This is a genomic window from Rhizobium jaguaris (genome assembly GCF_003627755.1).
GTDB lineage: Bacteria > Pseudomonadota > Alphaproteobacteria > Rhizobiales > Rhizobiaceae > Rhizobium > Rhizobium jaguaris.
Genome location: NZ_CP032695.1, coordinates 947,015 through 973,179 on the forward strand (window position 1 = coordinate 947,015; position 26,165 = coordinate 973,179).

General features: G+C 60.8%; 20 protein-coding genes and 5 pseudogenes. 18 read left to right on the forward strand and 7 right to left on the reverse strand.

What is annotated here, in order from left to right:
- Positions 1-115: 115 nt before the first annotated feature.
- The 4 genes from CCGE525_RS26725 to CCGE525_RS26740 are packed head-to-tail and all read right to left on the reverse strand — an operon-like array spanning position 116 to position 9,120.
- Positions 116-2,344: an MGH1-like glycoside hydrolase domain-containing protein gene (locus CCGE525_RS26725; RefSeq protein WP_120707308.1), complete on the reverse strand. Its 2,229-nt coding sequence runs from the start codon at positions 2,342-2,344 to the stop codon at positions 116-118.
- Between the two features lie 5 nt (positions 2,345-2,349).
- A complete protein-coding gene (locus CCGE525_RS26730) occupies positions 2,350-5,040 on the reverse strand; it encodes a carbohydrate-binding protein (protein ID WP_414131389.1) in 2,691 nt (896 codons plus the stop codon).
- Between the two features lie 10 nt (positions 5,041-5,050).
- Entirely contained in the window at positions 5,051-8,599 is a 3,549-nt protein-coding gene (locus tag CCGE525_RS26735; protein WP_120707310.1) for a molybdopterin cofactor-binding domain-containing protein, read from the reverse strand.
- The gene (locus tag CCGE525_RS26740; RefSeq protein WP_120707311.1) at positions 8,596-9,120 is read right to left on the reverse strand and encodes a (2Fe-2S)-binding protein; all 525 of its coding nucleotides are present in this window, start codon (positions 9,118-9,120) and stop codon (positions 8,596-8,598) included. Before CCGE525_RS26740 ends, CCGE525_RS26735 begins: the two co-directional genes overlap by 4 nt.
- 356 nt (positions 9,121-9,476) lie before the next feature.
- Here CCGE525_RS26740 and CCGE525_RS26745 point away from each other — a divergent pair, with 356 nt between their 5' ends.
- The 9 genes and pseudogenes from CCGE525_RS26745 to CCGE525_RS26780 form a co-directional block, all read left to right on the forward strand.
- Positions 9,477-10,613, forward strand: coding sequence for an FAD-dependent monooxygenase (locus tag CCGE525_RS26745; RefSeq protein WP_120707312.1), 1,137 nt, complete (start codon positions 9,477-9,479; stop codon positions 10,611-10,613).
- A complete protein-coding gene (locus CCGE525_RS26750) occupies positions 10,610-11,410 on the forward strand; it encodes an alpha/beta fold hydrolase (RefSeq protein WP_120707313.1) in 801 nt (266 codons plus the stop codon). Before CCGE525_RS26745 ends, CCGE525_RS26750 begins: the two co-directional genes overlap by 4 nt.
- Positions 11,411-11,481: 71 nt before the next feature.
- Positions 11,482-12,234 (forward strand): maleate cis-trans isomerase family protein, encoded by a 753-nt coding sequence (locus tag CCGE525_RS26755; RefSeq protein WP_120708646.1) that lies wholly within the window; start codon positions 11,482-11,484, stop codon positions 12,232-12,234.
- Between the two features lie 11 nt (positions 12,235-12,245).
- Positions 12,246-12,887 (forward strand): N-carbamoylsarcosine amidohydrolase, encoded by a 642-nt coding sequence (locus tag CCGE525_RS26760; protein ID WP_120707314.1) that lies wholly within the window; start codon positions 12,246-12,248, stop codon positions 12,885-12,887.
- A 42-nt stretch (positions 12,888-12,929) separates the two neighbouring features.
- Positions 12,930-13,960 (forward strand): annotated as a pseudogene (locus CCGE525_RS26765) (2,5-dihydroxypyridine 5,6-dioxygenase NicX family protein).
- Between the two features lie 138 nt (positions 13,961-14,098).
- Complete coding sequence (locus CCGE525_RS26770; RefSeq protein ID WP_120707315.1) at positions 14,099-14,581, forward strand: MarR family winged helix-turn-helix transcriptional regulator; 483 nt, start codon at positions 14,099-14,101, stop codon at positions 14,579-14,581.
- Between the two features lie 101 nt (positions 14,582-14,682).
- Entirely contained in the window at positions 14,683-15,018 is a 336-nt protein-coding gene (locus CCGE525_RS38495) for a hypothetical protein (protein WP_245472043.1), read from the forward strand.
- Positions 15,019-15,024: 6 nt separating this feature from the next.
- A complete protein-coding gene (gene ltrA / locus CCGE525_RS26775) occupies positions 15,025-16,500 on the forward strand; it encodes a group II intron reverse transcriptase/maturase (protein WP_120705659.1) in 1,476 nt (491 codons plus the stop codon).
- A gap of 110 nt (positions 16,501-16,610) precedes the next feature.
- A pseudogene (locus CCGE525_RS26780) lies at positions 16,611-16,913 on the forward strand (HipA domain-containing protein); the annotation flags it as partial.
- A gap of 19 nt (positions 16,914-16,932) precedes the next feature.
- Here the strand turns inward: CCGE525_RS26780 and CCGE525_RS26785 are convergent.
- Positions 16,933-17,250, reverse strand: a pseudogene (locus CCGE525_RS26785) (integrase core domain-containing protein); the annotation flags it as partial.
- A gap of 82 nt (positions 17,251-17,332) precedes the next feature.
- Between CCGE525_RS26785 and tnpA (CCGE525_RS26790) the strand changes: the two are divergent.
- Genes tnpA (CCGE525_RS26790) through CCGE525_RS26805 form a run of 4 tightly spaced genes read left to right on the forward strand, consistent with a single transcriptional unit; the run spans position 17,333 to position 20,339 of the window.
- Complete coding sequence (gene tnpA / locus CCGE525_RS26790; RefSeq protein ID WP_120702912.1) at positions 17,333-17,803, forward strand: IS66-like element accessory protein TnpA; 471 nt, start codon at positions 17,333-17,335, stop codon at positions 17,801-17,803.
- Complete coding sequence (gene tnpB / locus CCGE525_RS26795; protein ID WP_120702911.1) at positions 17,800-18,156, forward strand: IS66 family insertion sequence element accessory protein TnpB; 357 nt, start codon at positions 17,800-17,802, stop codon at positions 18,154-18,156. The genes tnpA (CCGE525_RS26790) and tnpB (CCGE525_RS26795) overlap by 4 nt, the downstream gene beginning before the upstream one ends.
- Positions 18,157-18,204: 48 nt before the next feature.
- Positions 18,205-19,779: an IS66 family transposase gene (gene tnpC / locus CCGE525_RS26800; protein ID WP_120702910.1), complete on the forward strand. Its 1,575-nt coding sequence runs from the start codon at positions 18,205-18,207 to the stop codon at positions 19,777-19,779.
- Positions 19,776-20,339 carry a UPF0149 family protein gene (locus tag CCGE525_RS26805; protein ID WP_120702909.1) on the forward strand — a complete coding sequence of 188 codons (564 nt, stop codon included), beginning with the start codon at positions 19,776-19,778 and terminating at the stop codon, positions 20,337-20,339. The genes tnpC (CCGE525_RS26800) and CCGE525_RS26805 overlap by 4 nt, the downstream gene beginning before the upstream one ends.
- Positions 20,340-20,368: 29 nt before the next feature.
- On the opposite strand, the pseudogene CCGE525_RS26810 reads toward CCGE525_RS26805, so the two are convergent.
- Positions 20,369-20,716 (reverse strand): annotated as a pseudogene (locus CCGE525_RS26810) (DDE-type integrase/transposase/recombinase); the annotation flags it as partial.
- 190 nt (positions 20,717-20,906) lie between these two features.
- On the opposite strand from CCGE525_RS26810, the gene istA reads away from it, so the two are divergent.
- Positions 20,907-22,436 carry an IS21 family transposase gene (gene istA / locus CCGE525_RS26815; protein WP_120703235.1) on the forward strand — a complete coding sequence of 510 codons (1,530 nt, stop codon included), beginning with the start codon at positions 20,907-20,909 and terminating at the stop codon, positions 22,434-22,436.
- Positions 22,437-22,448: 12 nt separating this feature from the next.
- Entirely contained in the window at positions 22,449-23,186 is a 738-nt protein-coding gene (gene istB / locus CCGE525_RS26820; protein WP_120702904.1) for an IS21-like element helper ATPase IstB, read from the forward strand.
- 126 nt (positions 23,187-23,312) lie between these two features.
- Here the strand turns inward: istB and CCGE525_RS38800 are convergent.
- A pseudogene (locus tag CCGE525_RS38800) lies at positions 23,313-23,483 on the reverse strand (IS3 family transposase); the annotation flags it as partial.
- 84 nt (positions 23,484-23,567) lie between these two features.
- On the opposite strand from CCGE525_RS38800, the gene tnpA (CCGE525_RS26830) reads away from it, so the two are divergent.
- From tnpA (CCGE525_RS26830) to tnpC (CCGE525_RS26840), 3 genes are all read left to right on the forward strand, one after another.
- Positions 23,568-24,011, forward strand: coding sequence for an IS66-like element accessory protein TnpA (gene tnpA / locus CCGE525_RS26830; RefSeq protein WP_120702554.1), 444 nt, complete (start codon positions 23,568-23,570; stop codon positions 24,009-24,011).
- Positions 24,008-24,361 carry an IS66 family insertion sequence element accessory protein TnpB gene (tnpB, locus tag CCGE525_RS26835; protein WP_028005268.1) on the forward strand — a complete coding sequence of 118 codons (354 nt, stop codon included), beginning with the start codon at positions 24,008-24,010 and terminating at the stop codon, positions 24,359-24,361. Before tnpA (CCGE525_RS26830) ends, tnpB (CCGE525_RS26835) begins: the two co-directional genes overlap by 4 nt.
- A gap of 62 nt (positions 24,362-24,423) precedes the next feature.
- Positions 24,424-26,076 carry an IS66 family transposase gene (gene tnpC / locus CCGE525_RS26840; RefSeq protein ID WP_120702553.1) on the forward strand — a complete coding sequence of 551 codons (1,653 nt, stop codon included), beginning with the start codon at positions 24,424-24,426 and terminating at the stop codon, positions 26,074-26,076.
- Positions 26,077-26,165: the final 89 nt, after the last annotated feature.

The following is a 26,165-nucleotide window of genomic DNA, read 5'->3' on the forward strand; positions in this document are numbered from 1 at the left end:
GCTCCCGATATGCAATTCCGTTCAACCCTCATGCTCTTCCGGCAGTTTTTTTATTTGTATGCAAAGTAATATGGCTCATTGGCGCCTGTCAAGTTCCATCAGGCGCCAATGCCATTCACACTGTCAAAAAATAGACATCGAGTTTCCGCTTATGTGCGGCTTTCATGATATCGAGACGCGCGCCATCGGAACCCGCCTCGAAACGAACCTCCTGGCCATCGAGACGTGCCGCCACGATGCGGTCGGGCTCAACGTTCGGAAGGGCGAGAAACCCGTCGCTGCTCGTCGGAGCGATAGTGCAGGAGAAGCGTGCATCGCTGACAGCGATCTGCGTGAACGATGTTTGCAGGTTGGTCTTCAGCGACGCGCGGCCGTCCAGGTTCATTTCCAGCAGGCCATTGGCGATCGAGACCGAAAGCATTCCTGAAGGCGACAGCATCGGCCCCACGGAAAGGTCAGTGCCGGCATTGTGAAGGGTCCAGCCGGTCCACGGGTCGAAGTCGATGATCTCGCCGACCGCCATCAGTGGAAGCATGGCGGCCCAGATGTAGAACGGATCCGTATCGCCCTGGTCCATTGCCTCGCCTGTCGTGGCGTTGTAGTTCTCCGCCGCGATCCGGTCCGTGCTCCAGGACTTCATGAAGAGCTCGTAACTCTGCCGCGCGAGCTTACTTGCCCCTGCCGCAAAGCCATAGCGGCGCAGGCCGAGCCAGACCATGTAGTTGACGTTTGGCCAGATGCGGCCACGCCAGTAGACATTGTCGGCAAAAGCGGGATCGTCACGCGTCGCGTTCGGCAGGACGTAGTCCCCGCCGAAGGTGGTTTCGTTGCTGAGGTGCTGGAGCAACTTCTCAGCCTGCTCGGGCGTAGCTGCGCCACATAGCAGGGGATAGAAGCTGGTCGGCGAAAGCGACCGCACAAAGCCGCCCTGACGCTGCCGGTTGGCGAAGATGTTGCGGCTTTCATCCCACAGGTTTTCCGAGATCAGCTTGCGGCAGCGTTCGGCGATGGCCGCGAATTCGCGGGCATCATCATCCTTGCCGAGAACCTCAGCTATCTTCGACAGCATCTCGGCATCAAGCACCGCCGCGCAATTCAGCCCGAGATCGAATGTCGACAGAGTACGCGCGATGGGATCATAAACGGCCTCGTCATGGGTGGCCGAATTGTCCATGCCTGTTTCGTTGCGCGCGGCAAAGTGTGTGCCCTTGTAGAGGCCTTCGCCTACATCCGATGTGCCGCAGGACAGCAGGCCGAAAGCGTCGGGATCGCGGTGCCCGCGCCACCAGCGTTGATTGCGGGCCAGCGCATCGTAGCTTGCTGCCAGCAACGAACGCTCGCCTGTACGCTGATAGAGCTGCCAGGCAACGAGCGCGCCGTTCGGATGCTGGCTGCGGTCCACCCAGGCATCGTTCGAGGTGACGATGCAGGCGATGTTCCCCTGGGGGGTGGCGCTTGCCATCGCCGTTGCCATGTTCTCCCGGGCCAAATCTGCGTCGAAGACGCCGGCCAGCAAGGCAGCAAACAGCTGGTCATTGTACCAGACGGCAAATTTGCCGAGATTCCAGATTCGCGTAACAGCCGTGTAGGGCCGGGAGTTGGTCTGATCCCAGATCGTGTTCCAGGCGACGACGTCGCGGATCGCGTCCAGGGATCCTTCGTAGGTGCCATTATGGGCGGTGGGAGCGGTGCTCGGGTGGCCGGCCGCAAGGCAGGTCTGTGCCTTGACAATCGCAAGCTCGGCGCTGTCGGCCACGGCGGCGGCGTAGGCTCCCAGGCGCATCATTTCCAGGTTGAAGCGCAGGGCGATCACTGGCGCCTCGTTTTTCCGGCTCGCAGTGTAGAAATATCCATTTGCCTCGAAATCGGCGCGCAGGTCGTCGATCGTGTCATGGCCAGTCACATGCACCGGCGCCTCCGCCGTTGCAACCGCCACGAAGCGCGTGCCGATCTTGACGAGTGTCACGTTGCGACCAGCTTCATGCGTGACCACTTCTCCGCTGTCTGCCGAAATCGCCACGGTCAGCCAGAAGCGCAGGCCCCATTCGCCACCGGCCTTGCCCTCCCAGCTTCCGCGAACCGCGAAAGGATCGGATTTCTCGGTTCTGAAGGCGACCGTAGTTCCGCTATGCTCCGTTTCCAGTTCGATCAACGATCCGTCGATGGCATGGCGGCCAAGCCGCACCGTGTCGCGTCGCGGCTCGATGGCCGATGTCGTGCGGCTGCGCGTGGAATAGAGAACGGGAGTGACGCGAACGCCGAGCGGCAAGAATACCATTTCCGCCGGTCGATCGGACCAGCTGTTCCAGGCGCGCATCAAGGGTACGGTAGAATGTTTCAGCATGGTTCTTATTCCGGTCTGTTTTGCAGCGGTATGAGCAGGGGTCTGGCTGTCAGCCCGCTCTTGTCCGGGCCGCTGCCGAGATAGGGTGTATTGTCGTAATAGCGGTTTGCCGCCGTGTTGGCGACGTGAAGCTCGAGTTCATGGGTGCCGGCGGCAAGGTGGCCGAGAGCGAAGCGATAGGGCCGCCAGCCACGGCGTCCCACTTTGGTTCCATCGATATAAGAAGTGGCCGCCGTATTAACGGTCGGCAGTTCCAGCATCCAGTCGGCGTCGGTTTCCGTTGTGAAGGAAAGCCGGTAGATGCCCGTGCCGCTGAAGGCCGGAAAGCCTTGCTCTTCCCAGCCGCCGTCAACGGAGATGGGCGCGAAGGCCCGACCTTCACCGGCCGCGAATATCCAGCCTTCCGCCAAGGCGATGAGCTGGCTTCGGTCAAGCGCCGGTCGGCTCGATAGTAGGCTTGTTGCGACTGCCGCCCGTCCGTTCTGATGGAGACGGATGCAGCGAACTTCGTGCGGTTCCAACTCTACGGTCAGTTTCTGAACGGCGGCGATGGCTTCGACAGACCCGTGTTCCGCGTCCCATATCGCATAATCGAAGCCATCTCCGAGCAGGATGTCAAAGCCGATATCCTCTGCGCCATCGTTGAAAACGACCATCCGCCACCAGCCGTCAACATCACGCCCGATCCATTGCCACGGCCTCTGGCCCGAAATTTGCGGACCGTCGAGCGTCAGGGTCGACAGGAGGGCGGACACCATTTCGGCATTGGGCATCGCTGTGGTGTGCGACGTGACGCCAACTGGGCCGTAGGCTTTCTCGCCCGTGCAAACCGTGGAGACGGTTTCGCCCGAAGACCAGATCCGACCGCCGGCCTTCGTGAAGGCATCGAGCGTTTGAATCGTAACAGCCGTTTCCAGCACCGTCACCGAAGGCAGCACCACCGCGTCGAATGCGAGACCGGATGCAAGCAGGCGTCCATCTTCTATAGCCGCGTCTACAAGATCCGCCTCGCTCACGAACATGAAATCGCAATCCTGAGCCAGCAGCTGCTCGCACCAGGCGCCGATATGGGTGGCATGGCTGTGGCGAGGTCCTTCCGCAAAGGCGGTGTAGAGAGGATAGAGAATTGCCACAGGCGCCCGCGGCTTTGCGGGCTCGATGAAGGCGGAAACACGCGCGGTTTCCTCGGCGAAAAGGTCGTGATAGGGCCACCAAGGCTCGAAATTGATGCCGGGTGCGAAGTCGAAACGCGGATTGATGAACGGGGTCGGATCGTTGTCACGTCCATCGGTTTGGTAGACGCCGTGCCAGAGGAACTGCCGGGTGCCAAGGCAGGCAAGGCGGATCGCCTGGGCACGCGCTGCCTCCAGCGTCACCTCCCATTGGCCTGCCGCGCGCACCTCGGTGCGCTCGGCGCTGAAATAAGTCTCAACGACGCAGCGGCTGCGTCCGTTCGAGCGGGCGACAGAATCACCCATTTTCGGGGCGAGCTGTGGCAAGAGATTGTTCGCGTCCACGGCCGTCTCGTGCCTGAGAGCATCGATGCCGAAGAAATCCGCTGCCGGCGCGACGCGTGGATCGATGCTGGTGAAGCCGCCATTGAGCGCCCAGGAGCTGACATGAGCGAGCATCTCATGTCCGGTGAGAACGATCCGCTTTTCTTCTGCCCAGTTCCTGAGCGTGACGAAGAACGCTTCGTTCATCAGTGTGGAATAAGCCGCGTGAAAAAGCGCGCGCAGCCGCAGGGTCTCCGGCCCAACGTCGTGCACCACCGCGAGCAGGGCGATGGCGAATGACACTTTCGTCTTTGAAGCAACATGGTCTCGCAGGGCAGGCGCAAACAGCAGGCTGTTGCCGGGATTGCCCGCGATCTGGTCCCAGCGATAGAAGCCCGGCGCGGGTTGATCGTAGAAAACCGATCCAACGGGATCCGGCACTCGCTCCTCGCCAAGTGCTGTGACAAGCGGCTCCAGGCCGACCTCGATAAAGCGGTCGGCTGCTTCCGGCAGCAGATAGTTGATGATCCTTGATGTCGCGGAGCGCGCGGTTACGAAGACCGTCAGCGTCCAGCCAGATGCGATTGCGCCATCGTAAGAATAGCCGCAGGACGCAGGATCGGAACCTGCAAGGCTGACCTGCGATGTCACGTCGACGATCTGGTCGCGCCTATCGATTGCGCCGGAGGGATGCAGCAATGCTGCCTCGACAGTCCATTCGCACCACTCGATGCGCCCGCCTTCATATTGCCATGCGATGATATCCGCACCCATCTTCAGCGTGAATGACGGATGGATGCCGTTGATCTTGCCCTGTACATCTGCCGAAGACACCCAGAAAAGGTGGCGCTCGCGCAGCTCGTCGCGCCCTTCCACGGTCCTGCCACCAGCATGTCCGCTGATCCAGTTATAGTCGTCATAAATGCCAAGCTTGAGCCCGAGTTGAGCCGCGATGTCGGCGGCCAGCCTGTAGGCTGACAGATAGTCCGGTGACAGGTACTGCTCGCGCGGCAGGGCGAGGCGCGCCTGGATTAGGATGGTGCCTATGCCCTTCGCCTGGAAATCGGCAAGCTGTGTCCGGCAGGTCGCCTCATCGGGAATGCTATGCCAGAACCAGTAGGCTGAAGGACGAAATGCGGCAGGCGGGCGCTCAAAGAGGGCCCTACTTTCCATATCTGCAATGGCCGCTGTTTCAGGCAATGTGTGTTCCTCAATGTGCGGTGGCGGCAACGCGCTGCAATGCCGCCGATGTGTCGCTCCAGGCCGGCTTGTCCGGCGCGAAACGGGCGCGCAGGTAGTTGGTGAGATCCTTCACCTGTGTCTCGTTTAACGTATCGCGGAATGCTGGCATGGACATGACTTCTGGCGCTTCGCGGCCGGTGGTTTCCGCAAGGATAGCCGGGGCTTCGACACCGCCGAGGATTGTCTGGATGAGATTGTTGGGCGTGTCGGCATGCAGATTGCTGTTCAGCGCCAGCGATGAGAGGACCGTGTTGCCGGTATGGCAGGTGGCACAGGCGGCATTGAATATGCGCTCGCCCTTGGGCGAAACCAGCGCCGCACTGACCTTTGCCGCCTCGCTGGCTGCAATCGCCGCCTGGCTCTGGGCCACGGCCTTCGAAGGCTCGCTGTCCCTGTTTAGGCTGGCCAGATAATTTGCCATGGCCCGGATGTCGGAGTCCGGCAATGGCTGCATGACCTCAACCACGTGCGCCATCGGGCCGGCGGCACTGCCGTGGTCGCGGGAATGACCCGTGCGCAGGTAGTCGTAGAAGGCATCTTCTGTCCAGCTGACCGGAGCCTTGGCCATGGCGTTAAGGGCAGGTGCCTCCCATCCATCGGCAAAGCCGCCCGAGAGATGGGCGCTTCCGGTCTTTTCAGCACCCAGCGCATTGCGTTCGGTGTGGCAGGCGGAACAATGACCGAGCGTCTCGACAAGATAGGCGCCCCTGTTCCAGGTGGCATTGCGCGTCTGGTCGTAGGTCATGGGCGCCGACTTCAGGAACAGCGCATTCCACCCTGCCATCATCATGCGGATGCTGTAGGGAAACTTGAGCTTTGTCTCCGGCACCTTTTCCGCCACCGCGGTCTGCGTCATCATGTAGGCGTAGAGCGCCTGCAGGTCTGCATCTTCAGCGCCAGCGAACGATGTGTAGGGATGCGCCGGATAGAGATGGTGGCCATCGCGGCTGATGCCTTCACGCATGGCCCGCTCGAAGGCGGTGTAGGACCAGGCACCGATACCGTTTTTCACGTCAGGTGTGATGTTGGTGGCATAGACCGTGCCGAATGCCGTGTCGAAGCGTCGACCGCCGGCAAAGGGCGTGCCGTCATTGCCGACATGGCAGACATTGCAGGCGCCCGCCGCAGCGGCCAGGCGGCCGCGCTCGATCGTCGCTGCGCTGTAGACATTCACGTCCGGCCGCTCGATCGTGGCGATCGCCGGCCGCCATGGGGATGCGATCGCCACTAGCCCTGAAATTGCGGCCGCGGCTCCGGCAGCCGAGATGCCGATATTCCACCACCGCTTCCTTTTCGCGGGCGGTGCGGGAGGCGAGGTGGGCGTATCGCCCTTCAGCGCTGCCAGCACCAGTTCCGGCGTCAGCGGCAGTTCGCGGAAGCGTATGCCGGTTGCATCATAGACCGCATTGGCGATGGCCGAGGCACTCGGGACCGAGGCGGATTCGCCGACGCCAAGCGGCGGCTCGTCCTGCCTCGGAACCATCAGCACGTCGATATCGGGCAATTCGGGGAAGGTGATGAGCGGATAGCCGCCCCATTCCTTCGAGGTGACGGCGGTGGAGGAAAACTCGACGCGTTCCTTCAATACCCGGCTGGTGGACTGGATGACGTTACCGTGAATCTGGTGCCGCACCCCGTCGGGGTTGATCATCATCCCGGAATCCTGCGCGCAGATCACCTTTGTCACCGCGATCTCGCCGGTCTTGGTGTTGACGGCGACATCGGCCACCCAGGCGGCCCAGGCGGCGGCCTTGCCAGGGAACGGACCGTGGATATAGACAGCATAGGCAAAGCCGCGGCCGTAAAGCAGATCGCCTTCGCCGCCATGTGTGCCCCATTTCGTGTGGGGCACCCAATTCGCCCGCTCCGCCAGGGCGTGCACAAGGTCGACGGCGCGGGGATCGTGAAGGTATCGCAGCCGGTATTCGATCGGATCGACGCCGGCCGCGGCCGCCAGCTCGTCAATATAGCATTCATGCGCGAAGGTGTTCGGCATCGCGGAGACGCCGCGGAACCACGAGGCCCGGGCAATCGGCGGCATGTCGTGGACGGTGACCCGGAGATTGCCATAGGCATAGGGCGGGATCGCCGTGCGGTCACCCATCTGCACCACGTCGGACACCGGCGGTACCTTGCCGGTCAGGATCAGCGATAATGTCGGTGCGAGATTGGACGGATAGCGCGTCTCGAAGTCATAGGCCGAAGGACCGCCCTCAAGATCGAGGCCGCCGCGCACGTCGATGATCTGGGCAGCGCCCTTGGGCTCCCAGGCATGCTCCTGCTCCCGCGTGAGCTGCACGCGCACTGGCGCGCGTACGGCGCGCGACAGAAGCGCGGCATCGGCTGTCACATCGTCGGCGCAGTTGCGGCCATAGCAGCCGGCGGCTTCCAGGCGCTCCACGAGGATCATGTCCTCGGGCATGTCGAGGAGGAGTGCCAGATCGCGACGCATGGGGAAGGGGTTCTGCGTGCCCGACCACACGGTCAGGCCGGCCTCGCTGTAATCGGCCACGGCGCAGGACGGCCCGATCGAGCCGTGCATCTGGTAGGGCCAGATATAGGTGCGGTTCATCGGCTCGGCGCTGCCGGCCAAAGCCATCTCGACATTGCCGCGATCGATCAGCTTGCGCGGCGTGGCGGGATTGGCGCGCAGCGCTATCTCCGGCGCATTCAGATCCGGCCATTCCGGCGGCTCCCGCCAGATAACCTTCAGCGTCTTCGCGGCCTCGATGGCGATTTCCTCGCGCGTCGCGACCACGCCGACGAAATCACCAATGGCGACGACGCCAACGACGCCATCGATATGCGCGATCGAGCTTTCATCGATGGAAATGAGACTGTTGCCGACATGCTCGCCGTGGTCGAAACCGGCATAGAGCGGTCTGATGACCCGGCCATGCAGCATGCCGGGCACACGCACATCATGCACGTAGATCCATTGGCCAGTCGCCTTCGCCGGGATGTCCACGCGCGGTCGCGAGGAGCCGACGATGCAGTAGGCAGACGCGGGCTTCAGCTCGGCACTGGCGTCGATCGAGAGGCGCACATGCTCTCCCGCGACGAGTTCGCCGAAGGTGAAGCTCCAGTTCGCTCCATTGCCGGCGCGGATGACGCCGTCTTCAAGGACAAGGTGCTCGACCGCGGTGCCCTTCAGGGCAGCAGCCTTCGCCATCAGGTGATGACGCGCCGTTGCCGCGGCCTGCCGGAGCGGCACGGCGGTTATTTGGATTGTCTCGCTGGCGATGGTGGCGCCCTGGTTGGGGGCTGCGGAAGTCGCGCCCAGTACCATTTCCACATGCTCGAAGGGAACGTGCAGTTCCTCAGCTACGATCTGCGCCAGCGATGTACGGATGCCGGTTCCCAGATCGACATGCCCGTTGAATGCCTTGACGCGACCGTCACCATCGATGGCGATGTAGAGCTCGGCTGCATCGCCCAGGGATGCATCGGAGAGGATGAGCAGGATGTTGGCGGTTGCGAGGTAGGTAGCCTTCGGCGCTTCGCGGTGGACGCTCATGGCGAAACCTCGATCCTGTCTTCCGTTCCCGAACGGGCGGACTTTTCGGCCTTCGCGTAGGCGACGGCGCGGCGTGCTGCCGCAAGTATTTCCATATGCGTGCCACAGCGGCAGAGATGATGCCGGAGCGCCGCCCGAATGTCGCTCTCGTCAGGCTCCGCCGTCGCTTCCAATAGGCCGGCGATGGCAATGATCATGCCATTCAGGCAATAGCCGCACTGCGCCGCGGCCTCTTCGATGAAGGCGCGCTGGACGACATGCAGATGGCCGGGCTTTCCGAGGCCTTCAAGCGTCGTGACCTTGCGGTCGCCGATTGCCTTTAGCGGCACAGCGCACGAGCGCACGGGCCGGCCATCGACGAGGACCGCGCAGGCACCGCATTCGCCGAGGCCGCACCCGTACTTCGGTCCGTTGAGGCAGAGATCGTTTCTGAGGATATAAAGGAGTGGCGTTGTGCCGCCGGCTACGATGTCACTGACAGTGCCGTTGACGTTCAAGCTGAATGAGGCGGCCTCTTTCAAAAGTCCCGCTCCACTGCGCGGTCACCGGCCAAAGTGAGGCCGCCGATACTCAAATACGCCATTATGCTGAAGGCCTCTTCCTGATGCCTGCAATCCATAATGACGCGATTGCAAATCACGTCACGCATCTGCTGTTCCTTGCTCATTTATAAAGCGTATGCACTTTATATGACCGTTTCTCCATGCGCGTGCATGTGCCGGCAACAGCGACGATAATGATATTTTTCAGAAAAGCCAGCAGGAATTTTTGCAAAAGTGCAGATGCCGCACTTGCTATTTATAGCGTATGCGCTACAAAATTTGTCATGCTTCCAATTCCAGTTTACGCGTCCAGGTGACGGCGAGAAGGGTCGGCCATGTCCAACGGTAAGGAAAGAATCGCGATTATTGGCGCCGGCCTCGGCGGCGCTGTGGCTGGAGCGCTGCTCCAGCATGCCGGCTTCGACGTGAACGTCTATGAACAGGCGCCGAGCTTTTCGCGTCTGGGCGCCGGCATCCATATGGGGCCGAATGTCATCAAGATCTTCGAGCGCATCGGCGTTGCGGAAAAGGTTGTCAGCATCAGCAGCACGCCCAGCCACTGGTTCAGCCGTGACGGCATCAGCGGTGACTATCGGTCGCGTATTCCGCTCGAAGGCTATGGTGCGACCTACTGCACCGTACATCGCGGCGACCTCCAGGGCATCCAGTGTGATGCCCTGCAGCCGGGAACGTTGCATTTCGGAAAGAAGCTGACCCGCATCGACGACAACGGCACGGATGTTCTGATCGAATTCGAAGACGGGACCTCGGTCAGGGCGGATATCGTGGTCGGCGCCGACGGCATCAATTCACGCGTCCGCGAAACACTGCTGGGTGCGGAGAAGCCGAATTACAGCGGCTGGGTGGGCCATCGTGCGCTTATTTCTTCCGACAAGCTGCGCAAGTACGATCTGACCTTCGAAGACTGCGTCAAGTGGTGGGGTCCGGACCGCCACATGATGGTCTACTACACGACGGCCCGGCGCGATGAATATTATTATGTCACGGGCGTGCCGCATCCGGCCTGGGAATTCGACACTGCATTCGTGCCCAGCAGCCGCGAGGAAATGTTCTCGGAATTTGAGGGTTATCACCCTGTCATTCAGGCGCTGATCGAAAGCACGGACGAAGTCACCAAGTGGCCGCTGTTCAACCGGAACCCGCTGCCGCTCTGGAGCCGTGGCCGATTGGTGCTGCTGGGCGATGCCTGCCATCCGATGAAGCCGCATATGGCACAGGGTGCAGCCATGGCCATCGAGGATGCGGCCATGCTGACGCGCTGCCTCCAGGAGACCGGCGTCAACAACTTCGCCACCGCCTTCGGTCTCTACGAAGCCAACCGTCGTGACCGCGCAACCCGCGTTCAGACGGTCTCGAATGCCAATACCTTCCTGCTCGATCAGGAAGATCCATCGTGGGTCTACGGCTACGATCTCTATGCCGAGCCGTTGAAGAGTGAGAAAGCAGCATGAGCAAGGGTCCTCTTTACGGTGCAAATGTTTTCGCCAACGGCATCCGTCAGCATTACCTCCGCTACGGCGGCAAGGGTCCGGTCGTCATCTTGATACCCGGCATCACCAGCCCCGCCATCACCTGGGGCTTCGCGGCTGAGCGCCTGGCCGAGCAGTACGATGTCTATGTCACTGATGTCCGCGGCCGTGGTCTTTCATCCACCGGCCCGGACCTGGATTATGGCCTGGACGCCATGGCGCAGGACGTGATCTCGTTTTCGAACGCTCTTGGTTTCAACAAGCCGGCGATTGTTGGCCATTCAATGGGCGCTCGCATTGCAATGCGCGCCGCGGTCTCCGCGGAAGGCGCTTTCTCCCGTCTGGTCCTGGTCGATCCGCCGGTTTCCGGTCCCGGCCGCCGGCCCTATCCGAGCAAGCTGCCGTGGTATGTCGATTCCATCACGCTTGCAGAGAAGGGCATCGATGCCGAAGGCATGAAGGCGTTCTGCCCGACATGGACCCTCGAGCAGCTGCGGCTGCGGGCCGAATGGCTGCACACCTGCTACCTGCCGGCCATCGTCAAGGCATTCGAAGACTTCCACAATGACGACATCTTCGGCGATTTCGCCAACCTAAAGCAGCCCTGCATGCTGATGGTGGCAGGACGCGGCGGCGTCATCGAGGCCGTGGACGAGCAGGAGATTTCCGGGCTGAACGGCGCGATCGAGATCACCCGCGTGCCAAATGCCGGCCACATGATCCCGTGGGATGACTTCGACGGCTTCTTCCTCGCGCTCGGCGACTTCCTGTCCCGTTGATTTTGGTGGTGAAGCGTTTTGCTTCGCCACTTGCCTGTTTTTCGACTTCCATGCAGCAGAGGATTTCATCCGTGCAGAAATATTACCGTATCGGCCAGATCGTTCCGAGTTCCAACACCACGATGGAAACCGAAATTCCGGCCATGCTGACCACCCGCCAGTCCATCCGGCCTGAGCGCTTCACGTTCCATTCAAGCCGCATGCGGATGAAGAAGGTCGTCAAGGAAGAGCTGGCGGCGATGGATGCGGAATCGGACCGCTGCGCCGTCGAGCTTTCGGATGCCCGCGTCGATGTGCTGGGTTATGCCTGCCTTGTTGCCATCATGGCGATGGGTCTCGGTTATCACCGCCAGTCGGAAAAGCGCCTGACGGGGCGCACGCAGGAAAACGGCGCGAACATTCCAGTCGTAACCAGCGCTGGTGCCCTGATCGAGGGCCTAACGGTGATGAATGCAAGGAAGATTGCCGTCGTTGCGCCCTACATGAAGCCGCTCACCGAACTCGTAGTCGATTATATCCGCGAAGAGGGCTTCGAGGTCATGGACTGGCGTGCGCTGGAAATCCCCGACAATCTCGATGTCGCCCGGCATGACCCGGAAAATCTTCCGGCCATTGTCCAGACGCTAGATCTGACGGATGTCGATGTGATCGTCCTTTCGGCATGCGTCCAGATGCCTTCGCTGCCTGTTATCGCGAAGGTCGAAGCCATGACCGGCAAGCCGGTACTGACGGCCGCTGTTGCCACGACCTATTGCATGCTGAAATCGCTCGGGCTGGAAGCCGTTGTGCCGGGTGCCGGCGCGCTCTTGTCCGGCGCCTACTAAGGGAGACGACAATGCAAACCGCTGAAGCCAATTATCAGGGTGTCTGGGGCAACCGCATCGGCTTCGGCCAGCGGCCAGCGCTCGTCGTTATCGATTTTCTCAAGGCTTACACGATCGAAGGAGCGCCGCTCTATGCACCCGGCGTCGTCGAAGCGGTGGCGCAAACACCGGCGCTGATCGCCTCCGCCCGGGCTTCAGGCATCCCCGTGATCCACACACGTATTCTCTATCTTGCGGAAAACTGCGCCGATGGCGGCATGTGGGTCAGGAAGTCGCCGGTCATGAAGGCCATGGTTGAAGGCAATGTGCTGGCCGAGTTCTGCGAGGGCGTCGAGCCGACAGCGGGCGAGCTTGTCATCGTCAAGCAGTATGCCAGCGCCTTCTTCGGCACCAGCCTTGCCTCCCATCTGCATGCGCAGGGTATAGATACCGTCATCATGGCAGGCTGCTCGACGAGCGGATGCATCCGCGCCAGCGCGGTCGATGCCGTGCAGCACGGGTTTCGGGCCATTGTCGTGCGTGATTGCGTCGGCGACCGCCATCCGGACCCGCACAATGCCAACCTCTTCGACATCGATAGCAAGTATGGCGACGTCGTTTCGAGGGAGGAGGCGATTACCGAAATCGCCAAGGTCAAGTCCGACCGTCCGTAATCGAAAAAGCACCTGGGCCTTCAACCAACAAGGGGAACGAGCATGGATCAATTCAGCTTCACGGAAATCTGCCTGCATCAGCTGAAGATGTCAGGTGTCCACGAGGGCGAAAAACTTATCGTCCTGACACAGGGTAACGAGCGTCTGGACTATGCTGACGCCTTCATGGCGGCGGGCATGCGTCTCGGCGCCAAAATGTATCACATGCGTCTGCCGCCGGTGCCGCCGGCGGGTGCATGGGCTGTCGGCCAGACCGGCCTTGCCTCCATGCCGGAAGCAGTTGAGGCCCTCAAGGCCGCCGACATGCTGATCGACTGCATCTTCTTGCTCTTCAGCCCGGAGCAGATGGCGATCCAGGCAGCCGGGACGCGCATCCTGACCGCTGTCGAACCGCCGGAAGTTCTCGCCCGCATGCTGCCGACGAAGGAACTGCGTGAGCGCGTCGAGTTCGCTGGTGACCTGCTCTCCAAGGCAAAGGTCATGAGGATCACCTCGCCGCACGGCACTGACGTCACCTATAAGCTCAACACCTATCCCGCCATCACCGAATATGCATGCACCGACGAGCCCGGCCGCTGGGACCACTGGCCGTCCGGCTTCGTCTTCACCGCGGTGACGATGATGGCGTCGACGGCACGATCGTCGTTGCACCGGGCGATATCCTGCTGCCGCAGAACATCTACGTTCGCGACCCGATCACCTACACCATCGAAAAGGGCTGGATCACCGACATCAGGGGCGGGCTCGACGCCGATCTGGTCAAGTCCTACATGGACGGCTTCAACGATCCGCGCGGCATGGGCATGAGCCATGTCGGCTGGGGCCTCAACCAGAACGCCAAGTGGCATCGTATGGTGCCGGGAGAGTTCCCGGGCGGCATGGGCATGGAAGCCCGCTCTTTCTATGGCAACGTGATGTTCTCAACCGGCCCGAACAACGAGCTCGGCGGCCCGAACGACACCGCCTGCCACCTGGATATCCCGATGCGCGGTTGCTCGCTGTTCCTGGACGACGAGCCGATGGTACTCAACGGCGACATCGCCGTGAAGGAAATGCAGTATATCCGCAAGTAAGAACTGGTGACCCGCCTTCTCCCCGATCGTGAGGGATGGCGGGTCACGCCGCACGTCCGATTAGGCGGCACGGCTTCGGTATATTCGGCTTCAGATGGATCGTGTAAGACTGCCGTGAAAACAGAGGCCTGCCGGTGAATGAGCAAAAAGAGCAACGAGCAGTCGGAAGATGTAATATTGTCCCAGAGCGGATATAATGTGACCGAGCAGGTCGGACATCTCCTGCGCAAGGCCTACCAACGACACCTCTCGATCTTTCAAGAAGGCACGATCGATCCCGATCTGACCTCCGTGCAGTTTGTTACCCTATGCGCCCTTCATGATCTTGGGCCCAGTTCGCAGGTCGAACTCGTCAAGGCGACATCAGTGGATCAGGCAACGATCCGCGGTATCGTTGACCGCTTGAAGGCGAGGGGCCTGATCGAGCTTTCGAAAGATGAAGCTGACGGCCGCAAGGTCATCATCAGCATCCTCCCAAAAGGCGAAGCGCTCCTCCAGGCCATGTACCCGCAAGCGCGCCAGATTAGCGAAAAGACGATGGCACGCCTGAACCCGGCCGAGCGGGTGGCGCTGCTCTTCCTGCTGCGCAAGATCGCGGATGATGATATGTCTGAAGAATAGCCGAGGATGTCGTTTGTTTCGAATTTGTTTGGCAGATAATTTGAGATTCCTGACGAAGAGGATCTCAATTAGTGCGCCGGGAGACCGGCAAGGAGTAGGTGGTGAAAGTCCACTACGACGAAGGAGTAGCGACCCACATCGGCCCCGAGCCGTGCGCAGGCATCCGCGAGGATGCCGGCGAAGCGTCGGCAGGGGAGCGCATAGGCCAGCCATTGAGCCACGAAAGGGATATCGTCCCGGATGCCGACGCCGTTAATTTAGCGGAAGGCGAAACGGACAAGCGCGATTTTTCGCGAGCGCCTGTTCCGATCTGGCGTGGTCTGAGACCCTGGCATGTGCGGAAGCTCCTTGTACGGGAACCGGGAGATCTCTGGATTGGCCAAACACCCCAAGACTACGGTGTGGATGGTCCGCAACGGGAAGGCGAGGAGCCGTAGCCGTTGATGCACGATCCAGAGAAGTCTGACTCCGGCATAGTAGCTGGGAAGCCGACGAACAAAGCCGGGCGACCGGTGGCGGAGTTGGTGGAGCCAAGGCCGGGGACCAAGGGGAATGCGGAACAGCAACACATGCACCGGACACAGAGCCGGGCTCGCATGTCCCAGGCGCTGGACCGCGTACGGCAAGCCGCAAGGCTGAGGAAGAAGGAACGGTTCACCGCGCTCTTCCACCATATCAATGTCGACACACTTCGGACGGCGTTCTACACGCTTAAGCGCAAGGCCGCTCCCGGGGTGGATGGCATGACATGGCAGGACTACGAGGCGGACCTTGAGCCTCGGCTCAGGGACCTGCACGAACGGGTCCATCGGGGAACGTACCGACCACAACCGTCTCGCCGGACATATATACCGAAGGCGGACGGGAAACAGCGGCCGCTAGCGATTGCAGCTCTGGAAGATAAGATCGTTCAGGGTACAACGGTCATGGTGCTCAATGCCATCTATGAAGGCGACTTCTGTGGGTTCTCCTACGGGTTCCGACCCGGAAGAGGGCCGCACGATGCATTGGATGCCTTGTACGTCGCAATCGACCGACGGAAGGTGAACTGGATCGTCGACGCCGACATCCAGAATTTCTTCGGGGCGGTCAGTCAGGAATGGCTGGTTCGCTTCGTCGAACACAGGATCGGCGACAAGCGCATCATCCGCCTGATCCGCAAATGGCTCAAGGCGGGCATCCTCGAAGACGGGATCGTGACTGTGGAGGACAGGGGAACGGGTCAAGGATCGGTGATTTCGCCGCTTCTGGCCAATATCTACCTGCACTACGTCTTCGACCTGTGGGCCCAGCGCTGGCGACAGCGTGAGGCTACCGGCGGTATGATCATCGTGCGCTATGCCGATGATGTGGTCGTTGGTTTCGAGCGCGAGGAGGATGCTCGTCACTTCCTCGATGCGATGCGCGCAAGGCTTGAGGAGTTCGCACTGTCGCTCCATCCGGACAAGACCCGCCTGATTGAGTTTGGTCGCTTTGCGGCGGTCGATCGCAAGAAGCGCGGGCTCGGCAAACCGGAGACTTTCGCATTCCTGGGATTTACCTTCATCTGCGGAAAATCGCGCAAAGGGCGCTTCCAGCTTAGGCGGAAGACCCGAAGCGACCGCATGCGGGCGAAGCTCAAGGACATCAAGGCGGAGCTGCGGCGTCGGATGCATCGGCCGATCCCCGAACAGGGGAAGTGGCTGAGGCAGGTCGTGACAGGTTATTTCGGCTATTATGCGGTGCCGACGAATGGCCGGGCGCTTTCGGCGTTCCGGCACCATGTGACCGATCTCTGGCGGCGAACGCTTCGGCGGCGCAGCCAACGAGACGGTTTCACCTGGGCCCGCATGACGAAACTGACCGACGACTGGCTCCCCAAACCGCGTATCCTTCACCCGTGGCCCAATGAGCGCTTCGCCGTCAGCCACCCAAGGTAGGAGCCGAGTGCTCGAATCGGGCTCGCTCGGATCTGAGCGGGGGGCGCCCAGTAATGGGCGTCCCTACCGCGAAAGTGCAACTACGAAGACGTTCGCGATTGGCTTGCGTGGCTGATCTCGAAACCCTATTTTGACGTGCATTGTTCGCCTGGTTCATCGCGGATGGTGATATGCATCTTAAGAACCTGGCGCTTCTGAAGATCGCGGAACCCGGACCGCGTCAGTTTGCGACTGTGCGGTTTGCACCGCTTTATGATGCGGTCACGACCCGTGTATTCCCCGGCCTTGCCGGCGATCGCATGGCACTAAAACTCAATGGCAAGGACGATCGCCTGACACGTCAGGATTTTCTGACGCTTGCTCGGACCATCGATCTGCCGGCCGCGCGAGCCGAAGCGTCGATGTCGGAGCTGGTGACCTGCCACTGAATTTTCATCCGGCGGCGATTAGAGCCTCGGCGGTTTTGAATACGCCAAGTGGCGCGGTGTGAGCAACCGGCGGAAACGCGAAGCTTTGATCTTGCGCAGCGTTGGAGCCGGTTGCGGCGATGATCCCGGCGTAGCCTGCCGGGGTCTGATATCCGAGCGATGAGTGCGGCCGGAAATGGTTATAATCGTCCGCCCATTCGGCGATGGCGCTTCGGGCGTGGTCGAGACCGAAGAACAGGCTCTCGTTGAGCAGCTCGTCGCGCATCCGACCATTGAAGGACTCGACATAACCGTTCTGCATGGGTCTTCCCGGCGCGATGTAGGTGAGCGCGACGAACAGCCCACCTTTTCTTTTGTGAATGAGGCCGCGAGATAAGCTCTATCATTGATAGGAGTGGACCGGGATGGTTGGAGATCGCGCTGATGCCATGCTTGAAGTCATGGATGAAGGCATGCATGAAGCCAGGCATGAGGGAAAGTATCGGCGGATCGAGATGATCACCGGTCGGCGGCAGCGGCGGAATTGGACTGACGAGGAGAAGGCGCGGATTCTCGCGGAGAGCGCAGAACCTGAAGTGAACATTTCGGCTGTTGCGAGGCGCTGGGGCGTCAATCGCGGCTTGCTGAATGTGTGGCGACGGGAAGCCGGACTAACCTCTCAACGGTCGGCAAAGACCAGTTTGCCACCTGCCGTGTTCGTGCCGGTGACAGTGGTTGGGGATGGCGCACGACACGAAGGCTCGCCATCGAATGCCCCGGAGGTTCTCGCTGGCCGAATTGAGATCGAGATTGCGGGCGCACGCATGACGGTCATCGGCTCGGTGGCGCCTGAACTGGCGCAGGCGATGGTAGCGGCGTTGCGAGGGCGCCGGTGATCGGAGTTTCGCCAAATGGCGCGAAGATCATGGTTGCGACGCAACCTGTCGACTTCCGGCGCGGGATGAATGGGCTTGTGGCCTTGGTGGCGTCAGCGCTTGCGGCCGATCCGTATTGTGGCGACGTGTTTGTATTCCGCGCCAAGCGCCTCGATCGCCTTCGCTGCATTTACTGGGACGGATCAGGCATGATCCTGGCAACAAAGTGGTTGGAAAGCGGAAAGTTCGTTTGGCCGCCGATCTGCGATGGCGCGATGCAGATGAGTGCCCAGGAGTTCTCGCTTTTGCTGGCCGGCATTGACTGGACGCGGGTCAAACGAAACGCGGTGAGAAGGCCCTCAAAAGCAGGCTGATCCTATTGGTTTTGCTTGAAGATTCAGGCTCATATGGTAGGGTCTGTCATGCCGCTTCGACCCGATCCCTTGCCCCAGGATGCTGCGCAATTGACCCGGATCATTCTCTCGCTCAACGAAGAGAATGCCGACCTCAAGGCGCGCGTGGCCTTCCTTGAGCGCCAACTCTTCGGGACGAAATCGGAGAAGATGACGGTGCTCGATCCGACGCAGGCAATGCTCGATCTTGGCGATCTAAGCGACATTCCCGTTGCTGCCAATGACGATGTCGCGCCAGTCGATGACGACAAAACGCAGGCACGGAGATCGCCAGCCCGCAATATCGGCCGCTTGCCCAAACACCTTCCGCGTTATGACGAGGTCATCGAGCCGGAGAGCAAGACTTGTCCCTGCTGTTCGTTCGAACTTCATTGCATCGGCGCTGATGTCAGCGAGGCGCTCGACATCGTGCCTGCGGTTGTCAGGGTGAAACGGACGATCCGGCCGCGCTATGCATGCCGGGCTTGCGAAAACGTTGTTGTGCAGGCGCCGGCACCAGCGCGCGTGATGGACGGTGGCATGGTGACCACGGCGTTTGCCGCGCATGTCGCTGTTTCGAAGTTTGCCTGGCATCTCCCGCTCAATCGCCAGGCCCAGATGCTGGCCTCCTGCGGCGTCATCATCGATCGCGGCACACTCGGTGCCTGGGTGACGCGGGTCGCCTGGTGGCTCGAACTTCTCTATGATGCACTCACCGCCTTCATCCGCTCGCAGCCAAGGGTGTTCTGTGACGAGACGCCACTTCCGCGCCTCGATCCGGGGCGCAAACGAACCAAGCTTTGCCAGTTATGGGCGCAAGCAGTTGACGACCGCCCCTGGAATGGTCCGGCGCCACCGGCGGTGGCCTATACTTTTGCCGAAAGCCGCAGCGCTCGCGAGGTTGAGGGGCAACTGTCGTCGTTTGCCGGCGTGCTTCAGGTTGATGGATACCAAGCCTATAAAACCATGGTCAAACGACGCGGCAAGAGCAACGTTGCCCCCATGCGGCTGGCCTTCTGCCTCGCCCATGCACGGCGAAAGTTCGTTGATGTCGTCAAACTGACCGGCTCTTCGGAGGCCTTGTCGATCCTTGCCAGGATTGCCGAAATCTATCGCATCGAAGCAAAACTACGAGGGGAAGATGAAGATACCCGGCTTAGCGGCAGGCGTCGTGAGGCAGCTCCCATCATGAGAGAACTGAAGGTCCATCTCACCGAACTGAGCGACGAGGTGTCGTCGAAATCGGCACTTGGCAAGGCAGTCACTTACATGCTCAACCACTGGAGCGGACTGACAGCCTTCCTGGAGGATGGCCGGATCGAGGTGGACTCCAATGTCGTCGAGCGTTCAATGAAATCCGTGGCCTTGACGAGAAAGAACTCATTATTCGTGGGCAACGAGCGGGGTGGCAAGACCTTCGCGGTCCTGGCATCGCTCGTGAACACGGCAAAGCTTAACGGCGTGGACCCCGACGTCTGGCTTGCCGATGTGCTGGAGCGCATCATCTCCGGCAAAGTGAAAGCCAACGAGATGGAGAGCCTTTTGCCTTGGGCCTGGAAGGCGGAGCGCGAAGCGATGACACAGCAGGAGCGACAAGCGGCATGACACAGAACAGCCAGGAGATGACGCCGCGACCGAAGCTCGATGACGAAGCGTTCGAAGCCTTTATCAGGAGACGTCGTCCGCCATCGCCTATCTGGTCAATGAGCAGTCTCGATGGTTATCTTACGGCCCTCATCATCGGCCCGAAGTTCATCGACCCACGGCAATGGATCCCGGAACTGACCGGCCCGGATGCCCTAAACCTGCCGATGGAAACAACCGAACATCGGGCCGTGCAGACGATCGTTGCAGAGTATAATCGGATATCTGCAAGCCTTTCCGAGAGACCGAAAGACCACCGGCCAAGGTTCACCCAGATCGATGATCAGACCCTTGATCCATTTGATTGGGACCTCTGCTTTTTGCTGGGAACAGGGTATGCGCCGAAGCTGTGGCGGCCTGTCCTTCGAGGTCATGCCGTCACTGGGGATATCATCGCGCCACTCCGCAAGCTCGGCGAGATAAAACGGAAAGCGACCCACCAGGATGCTGCTGCCGTCGCCGAAGCACTCGTCAATATCCGAACCTATTTTATGCCGAAGCGGGCAAAGCAGAAGTTCTGACCGAGAGCCAGAAACCTATTTTAGTCAATCACAAAAGCCGTGGGCCATTCATTGCGCTCACCGATGTAGTGCCACTCGACCTTGTGATCCTTCGACCAGGCAAGGATGGCATTCGAGGTAAGTTCGGTGCCGTTGTCGGAGACAATCATTCCGGGCTTGCCGCGCCGTTCGATCAGCGTCGTCAGCTCGCGAGCAACACGACGGCCGGAGATTGAGGTGTCCGGGATCGCCGCCAAGCATTCGCGTGTCACATCATCGACGATATTGAGGACCCGGAACCGTCTCCCGCATGCAAACTGGTCGTGCACGAAATCGAGAGACCAACGGGCATTTGCCTTTGCCTCGACCAGGATCGGCGCACGTGTGCCGACGGCCTGCAAATTCCGAGGCAATCCGCCCCCTGATTCCGAAATGATGTCGCCCCCCAATTCCGAGAATTAGTCGCCCCCTTGTTCCGAGATGATGCCGCCCCCTACGGAGGGATGTGGCAAGGGTGTTCTGCCGGTGTGAAGTTCCTTCCGTCAATGATGACAAGGAAGGAACGGGATGCCTGCGGAGAGACTGGAGATGCGGCGTGTCCGCGAGATACTGAGATATCGGTCCGAGCAAGGGCTGGGCCACAAATCGATTGCGGTTCGGGTCGGAGCAGCAGCCTCGACGGTGCGCGAGACGCTGCGACGGGCGGCGGCTGCGGGGCTTTCGTGGCCGTTGGATGATGACGTGAGTGATGCCGTCCTGGAGGCGGCGCTCTACCGTGCGGCTGGGACGAAGACGGGTCATCGTCGCGCACCGGAGCCTGACTGGGTGCAAGTCCATCGCGAGCTCAAGCGCAAGCACGTGACGCTGCAAATTCTCTGGGACGAATACATAAGCCGTTATCCCGATGGTTACCGCTACAGCCGATATTGTGACCTCTATCGCGGCTGGGCGTTGAAGCTGCCGGTGACGATGCGGCAGGATCATATGGCGGGCGACAAATTGTTCGTCGACTACGCCGGCGACACGGTCACTGTTGTCGTTGATCGGCTGTCGGGCAAAACACGGCAGGCCCATTTATTTGTCGCTGTCCTGGGGGCATCCAGTCTTTCGTTCGCGCAGGCGCGCTGGACCGAGACGCTTCCGGACTGGGTCGAATGCCATGTTCAGGCGCTGGAGTTCTTCGGCGGTGCGCCGGCGTTGCTGGTTCCCGACAATGCCAAGGTGGCGATCATCAAGGCGTGCCACTTCGATCCCCAGGTCAACCGGACGTATTGCGCGATGGCAGCGCATTATGGCAGCGCCGTCCTGCCGACGAGGCCGAGACGCCCCCGCGACAAGGCGAAAGTCGAGGCTGCGGTTCGTATCGTCGAGCGTTGGCTGCTGGGCCGCCTCCGCCATCGCACCTTCTACAGTCTGGCCGAAGTCAATGCGGCGATTGCCGACTTGCTATATGATTTGAACGACAGGCGTGTCCTTCGCCGGGTTGGCGTCACGCGCCGCCAATTGTTCGAAGAGCTCGACCGGCCCGCTTTAAGGCCATTGCCCGTTGAACGCTATGTCTTTGCGGAATGGCGTATCCGGCGTGCTGGATTGGATTACCACGTCGAGATCGAGCGGCATTATTACTCCGTTCCCTATCGCTTTGCTCGCGAGCAAGTCGAGGCGCGCATCACCGCCAATACGATCGAGATATTCCACAAAGGCGAGCGAATAGCCGCTCATCGCCGCTCCAGCGGTAACGGCAAGCACACCACAATCCCCGATCACATGCCCTCGGCCCACCGCCGCTTTGCCGACTGGACGATCGAACGCATTCAACGCGAGGCCTCTTCCATCGGGCCGGAGGTTGCATTGCTGTGTGAGAAGATCCTCGCCGACAGGCCGCACCCGGAGCAGGGCTTTCGAGCCTGCATGGGAATTATCCGCCTGAACAAAAGCTTTGGCCGCGACAGAGTGAACGCTGCTTGCAGCCGTGCGCTTGAGATCGGGGCCCGGACCTACGGTTCGGTGCGCTCCATCCTCGACAATCATCTCGATCGAGCCGCCTCCACCAATGGACCACCTTCGCATGAGCCTATCCAACACGAAAACATCCGTGGACCTCGCTATTACCACTAAGGAGAACAAAGAATGCTTGCCCATCCAACACTCGACAAACTCAATTCCATGGGCCTGGCCGGCATGGCAAAGGCCTTCGGGGAGCTCGTCACCAACGGCGAAGCCGAACATCTCTCGCATGCCGAGTGGCTAGGACTGCTGCTCGAACGGGAGTGGAGTTCCCGCTACGATCGTAAGCTTGCCGCACGCCTCAGGTTTGCCAAGCTTCGCCACCAGGCCACCCCGGAAGATGTCGACTACCGCAGCGAGCGCGGCCTTGATCGCGCGCTCTTCATGAAGCTGCTCGGCGGCGACTGGATCAACGCTCATGACAATCTGGCCATTTGCGGACCCTCGGGTGTCGGAAAAAGCTGGTTAGCCTGCGCTCTCGGCCACAAGGCTTGCCGTGACGATCGTTCCGTTCTCTATCAGCGTGTCCCACGACTGTTTGCTCAGCTCGCACTTGCTCGCGGCGACGGCAGGTATGCTCGGCTGCAACGTACCCTGGGCCATGTTCAAGTCCTGATCCTCGACGACTGGGGTCTCGAACCGCTCAACGAACAGGCCCGGCACGACCTCCTCGAAATCCTGGAAGATCGCTACGGCCGCAGATCAACCATCATTACCAGCCAACTTCCGGTGTCGGCATGGCACGACGTCATAGGAAACCCGACTTATGCTGATGCCATCCTGGATCGCCTCGTTCACAACGCCCATCGCATCGAATTGAGCGGCGATAGCCTACGCCGAAACCTGCCCCGAAAAGCTTGACACCCCGCCTAAATGGACTGACAACAATCATCGCCTGCAGACCCCACTAAACAGGGGGCGAGATCATCCCGGAATCAAGGGGCGCAATCATCTCGGAACAAAGGGGCGGCTTCATCGGAATCGGCAGACGGCCCTTCGTCGAGCCTTCCGCTTGCGAACCGAAAGCCCTTCTTCGCGATACAGCCGATAGATGCGGTTGACGCCGGATGGCTCTCCATCCCGCCTGAGCAGGACGAACAGCCGTCGGTAGCCGAAGCGCCGTCGCTCGTTGGCGAGATCGCGCAGCTTCTCCGTAAGCGCCGTCTCCGCCCCATTGGATTGGCTGTATTTTGAGGCTTGCTGCGTGTGCGAGAAGGTTTCCAGGACTATCTGGAGATTGGCATGGCAGATGATGGATTTGTTGGCCGCTACGAAATTGTCGAGCCGCGCCGCGGAAACCGGCGCTGGCCGGATGATGTGAAGGCGCGGATCGTGGCGGAAAGCCTTGAGCCTGGTGTTCGTGTTGTTGATGTCGCGCGCCGTCATGACGTTGTGCCGCACCAGCTTTCCTTGTGGCGCCGGCAAGTGCGCGAGGGCATTCTGGCCCTGCCTTTTGAGGCTATGTCGGGCCTGTCGGAGAGCGGCGATGCCGCGCCTGCATTTGTGCCTTTGGCGGTTGCGGCAGAGCCGAGCGAGGCGGTGAATGTTTTGGCGCCGCCGCTGCCGGAGGCGGGTTGGCCGGTCTTGACGTTGGAGATCGGCCCGGATGTTGTGATGCGGGTTCCCGGCGATGTGCCGGTTGAACGTGTGGCGGCTCTGGTACGAGCCATGCGAGGGACGGCATGATCGTCGCGGGCCAACGACTGCCGATCCTGATTGCAACGCGTCCGGTGGACTTCCGCTGTGGGCATCAGGCGCTGGCCTTGATGGTGCAGACCGAGTTGAAGCTCGACCCGCATTCCGGGGTGACGGTGATCTTCCGGTCGAAGCGCGGGGATCGCCTGAAGATCCTGGTGTGGGATGGCACCGGAATGGTGCTAACCTACAAAATTCTTGAACATGGAAACTTTGCCTGGCCCAAGGTTCAGGATGGGACGATGCGTCTTTCCAGGGGTCAATATGAGGCTTTGTTCGAAGGTCTTGACTGGCGACGGGTCATGGCACAGCGGGTGACCGCGCCGTCGGCGGCAGGGTAAATATCCGGCCGTCTTTGCATTGTTTTATTTGGCTTTTTTGTGCTGCCTTGCTATAAGGCCGCATGTCGTCGCGCCTTGATCTCAGCCTGTTTCCGGACCTTCCGCCAGAGGTTATCAAAGCCTTTGCGGCGATGCAGTTCGAGCTGTCGGTCGAGCGTGCTGCGCGTCAGCATGAGCAGGCTGTGGTGGCCGAAAAGGACGCCTTCATCGCCGAGCTGAAGGAACTGATCGAGAAGCTTGAGGGGCAGGTTCACGACTATCGGCGCACCAAGTTCGGGCCGAAATCGGAAAAGCTCGATCCGGCGCAGATGGAACTGGCGCTGGAAGACCTTGAAACGGCGATTGCCGAAACACAGGCGCGGATCGCCGCCGTCGAGAAAAAGATCGAAGCCAGCGCATCCGATCCGGAAAAGGCCGCTCCTCGCAAGGAGCGTAAGGCCCGTGCACTGCCCGAACACCTGCCGCGGGTCGAGAAGGTGATTGAGCCCGACAGTATTGTCTGCCCCTGTGGTTGCGGCAACATGGTCCGGATCGGCGAAGATCGGACGGAACGGCTCGACCGGATTCCGGCACGCTACGAGGTGATCGTCACGATCCGCCCGAAATACGCATGCCCCAAGGGTCGAACGGGCGTCGTCCAAGCCAGAGCGCCGGCGCATCTCTTGGAAGGGAGCTGGCCGACGGAAGCCCTTCTGGCTGAGATTGCCGTCTCCAAGCATTCCGAACATATGCCGCTCAACCGGCAGGCCGAAGTCATGGCGCGACACGGGGTGCCGATAGACCGCACGGTCCTGGCCGATTGGCTTGGGCGCACGGGCAGCGAAATCGCACCGGTGGTCGACCACATGGCCGAACGGCTGCTGTCGGAAAGCGCGCGGCTCTATGTCGACGAGACCACGGCTCCGGTGTTGGATCCGGGGCGCGGCAAGACGAAGACCGGTTATCTATGGGCCGTGTTGCGTGACGATCGCGGCTGGAATGGCTCCGCGCCGTCGGGCGTGGTGTTCCATTATCGACCTGGGCGTAAAGGCGAATATGCCGCTGAAATCCTCGACGGCTTCAACGGGACAATCCAGGTGGATGCCTACGGTGGTTACTCTCACCTCGCCACGTCGGACCGGATGGGTGGCGACCCCTTGAAGCTGGCTTTCTGTTGGGCGCACGGACGCAGGAAGCTGATCAAGGCCACGCCAAAGAGTGGATCGCCCATCGTCGACGAGGCGCTGGTGCGGATCGCCGCGCTCTACAAGATCGAAGACAGTATCCGGGGCTCAGATCCCAAACATCGCCGGGCAGTTCGACAGGACCTGTCCCTCCCGCTGGTGGACGAGTTCTTCACCTGGCTGGCAGCGCAAGCCAAGCGCATCTCACGCAAGTCTGACCTCGGAAAAGCCCTGGCTTATATGCTAACGCGGCAGGACGGCTTCCGGCTGTTCCTGGACGACGGCCACGTCGATATCGACTCCAACCTGGTGGAAAACGCGATCCGCCGACCCGCCATGAACCGCCGCAATGCGCTCTTTGCGGGGCACGATGAAGGGGGCCGCAATTGGGCCCGGTTTGCCAGCCTGATCGGCACTTGTAAAATGAACGGCGTTGAGCCCTACGCCTATCTGTGCGACCTCTTCACCCGCCTCGCAAACGGCCACCTCGCCAAAGACATCGACGCCCTGATGCCATGGGCTTATGCGCAACGGATCAGAGCCTCACAATGAGCTCGTCAGGTACTCTTCGGTGAGCTCATTTGACGGCCCGTAGATCAACCTCAGACCGCTGCAACTGAAAATTCGATGGGGCGTGGACG

Excerpts from the sequence above, each read along its gene's own strand:
- CCGE525_RS26725 (WP_120707308.1), bottom strand. The coding sequence starts at position 2,344 with ATGCTGAAACATTCTACCGTACCCTTGATGCGCGCCTGGAACAGCTGG.
- CCGE525_RS26735 (WP_120707310.1), bottom strand. The coding sequence starts at position 8,599 with ATGAGCGTCCACCGCGAAGCGCCGAAGGCTACCTACCTCGCAACCGCC.
- CCGE525_RS26745 (WP_120707312.1), top strand. The coding sequence starts at position 9,477 with ATGTCCAACGGTAAGGAAAGAATCGCGATTATTGGCGCCGGCCTCGGC.
- CCGE525_RS26750 (WP_120707313.1), top strand. The coding sequence starts at position 10,610 with ATGAGCAAGGGTCCTCTTTACGGTGCAAATGTTTTCGCCAACGGCATC.
- CCGE525_RS26760 (WP_120707314.1), top strand. The coding sequence starts at position 12,246 with ATGCAAACCGCTGAAGCCAATTATCAGGGTGTCTGGGGCAACCGCATC.
- CCGE525_RS26770 (WP_120707315.1), top strand. The coding sequence starts at position 14,099 with ATGAGCAAAAAGAGCAACGAGCAGTCGGAAGATGTAATATTGTCCCAG.
- ltrA (WP_120705659.1), top strand. The coding sequence starts at position 15,025 with ATGCACGATCCAGAGAAGTCTGACTCCGGCATAGTAGCTGGGAAGCCG.
- tnpA (WP_120702912.1), top strand. The coding sequence starts at position 17,333 with ATGGTTGGAGATCGCGCTGATGCCATGCTTGAAGTCATGGATGAAGGC.
- tnpC (WP_120702910.1), top strand. The coding sequence starts at position 18,205 with ATGCCGCTTCGACCCGATCCCTTGCCCCAGGATGCTGCGCAATTGACC.
- CCGE525_RS26805 (WP_120702909.1), top strand. The coding sequence starts at position 19,776 with ATGACACAGAACAGCCAGGAGATGACGCCGCGACCGAAGCTCGATGAC.
- istA (WP_120703235.1), top strand. The coding sequence starts at position 20,907 with ATGCGGCGTGTCCGCGAGATACTGAGATATCGGTCCGAGCAAGGGCTG.
- istB (WP_120702904.1), top strand. The coding sequence starts at position 22,449 with ATGCTTGCCCATCCAACACTCGACAAACTCAATTCCATGGGCCTGGCC.
- tnpA (WP_120702554.1), top strand. The coding sequence starts at position 23,568 with ATGGCAGATGATGGATTTGTTGGCCGCTACGAAATTGTCGAGCCGCGC.
- tnpB (WP_028005268.1), top strand. The coding sequence starts at position 24,008 with ATGATCGTCGCGGGCCAACGACTGCCGATCCTGATTGCAACGCGTCCG.
- tnpC (WP_120702553.1), top strand. The coding sequence starts at position 24,424 with ATGTCGTCGCGCCTTGATCTCAGCCTGTTTCCGGACCTTCCGCCAGAG.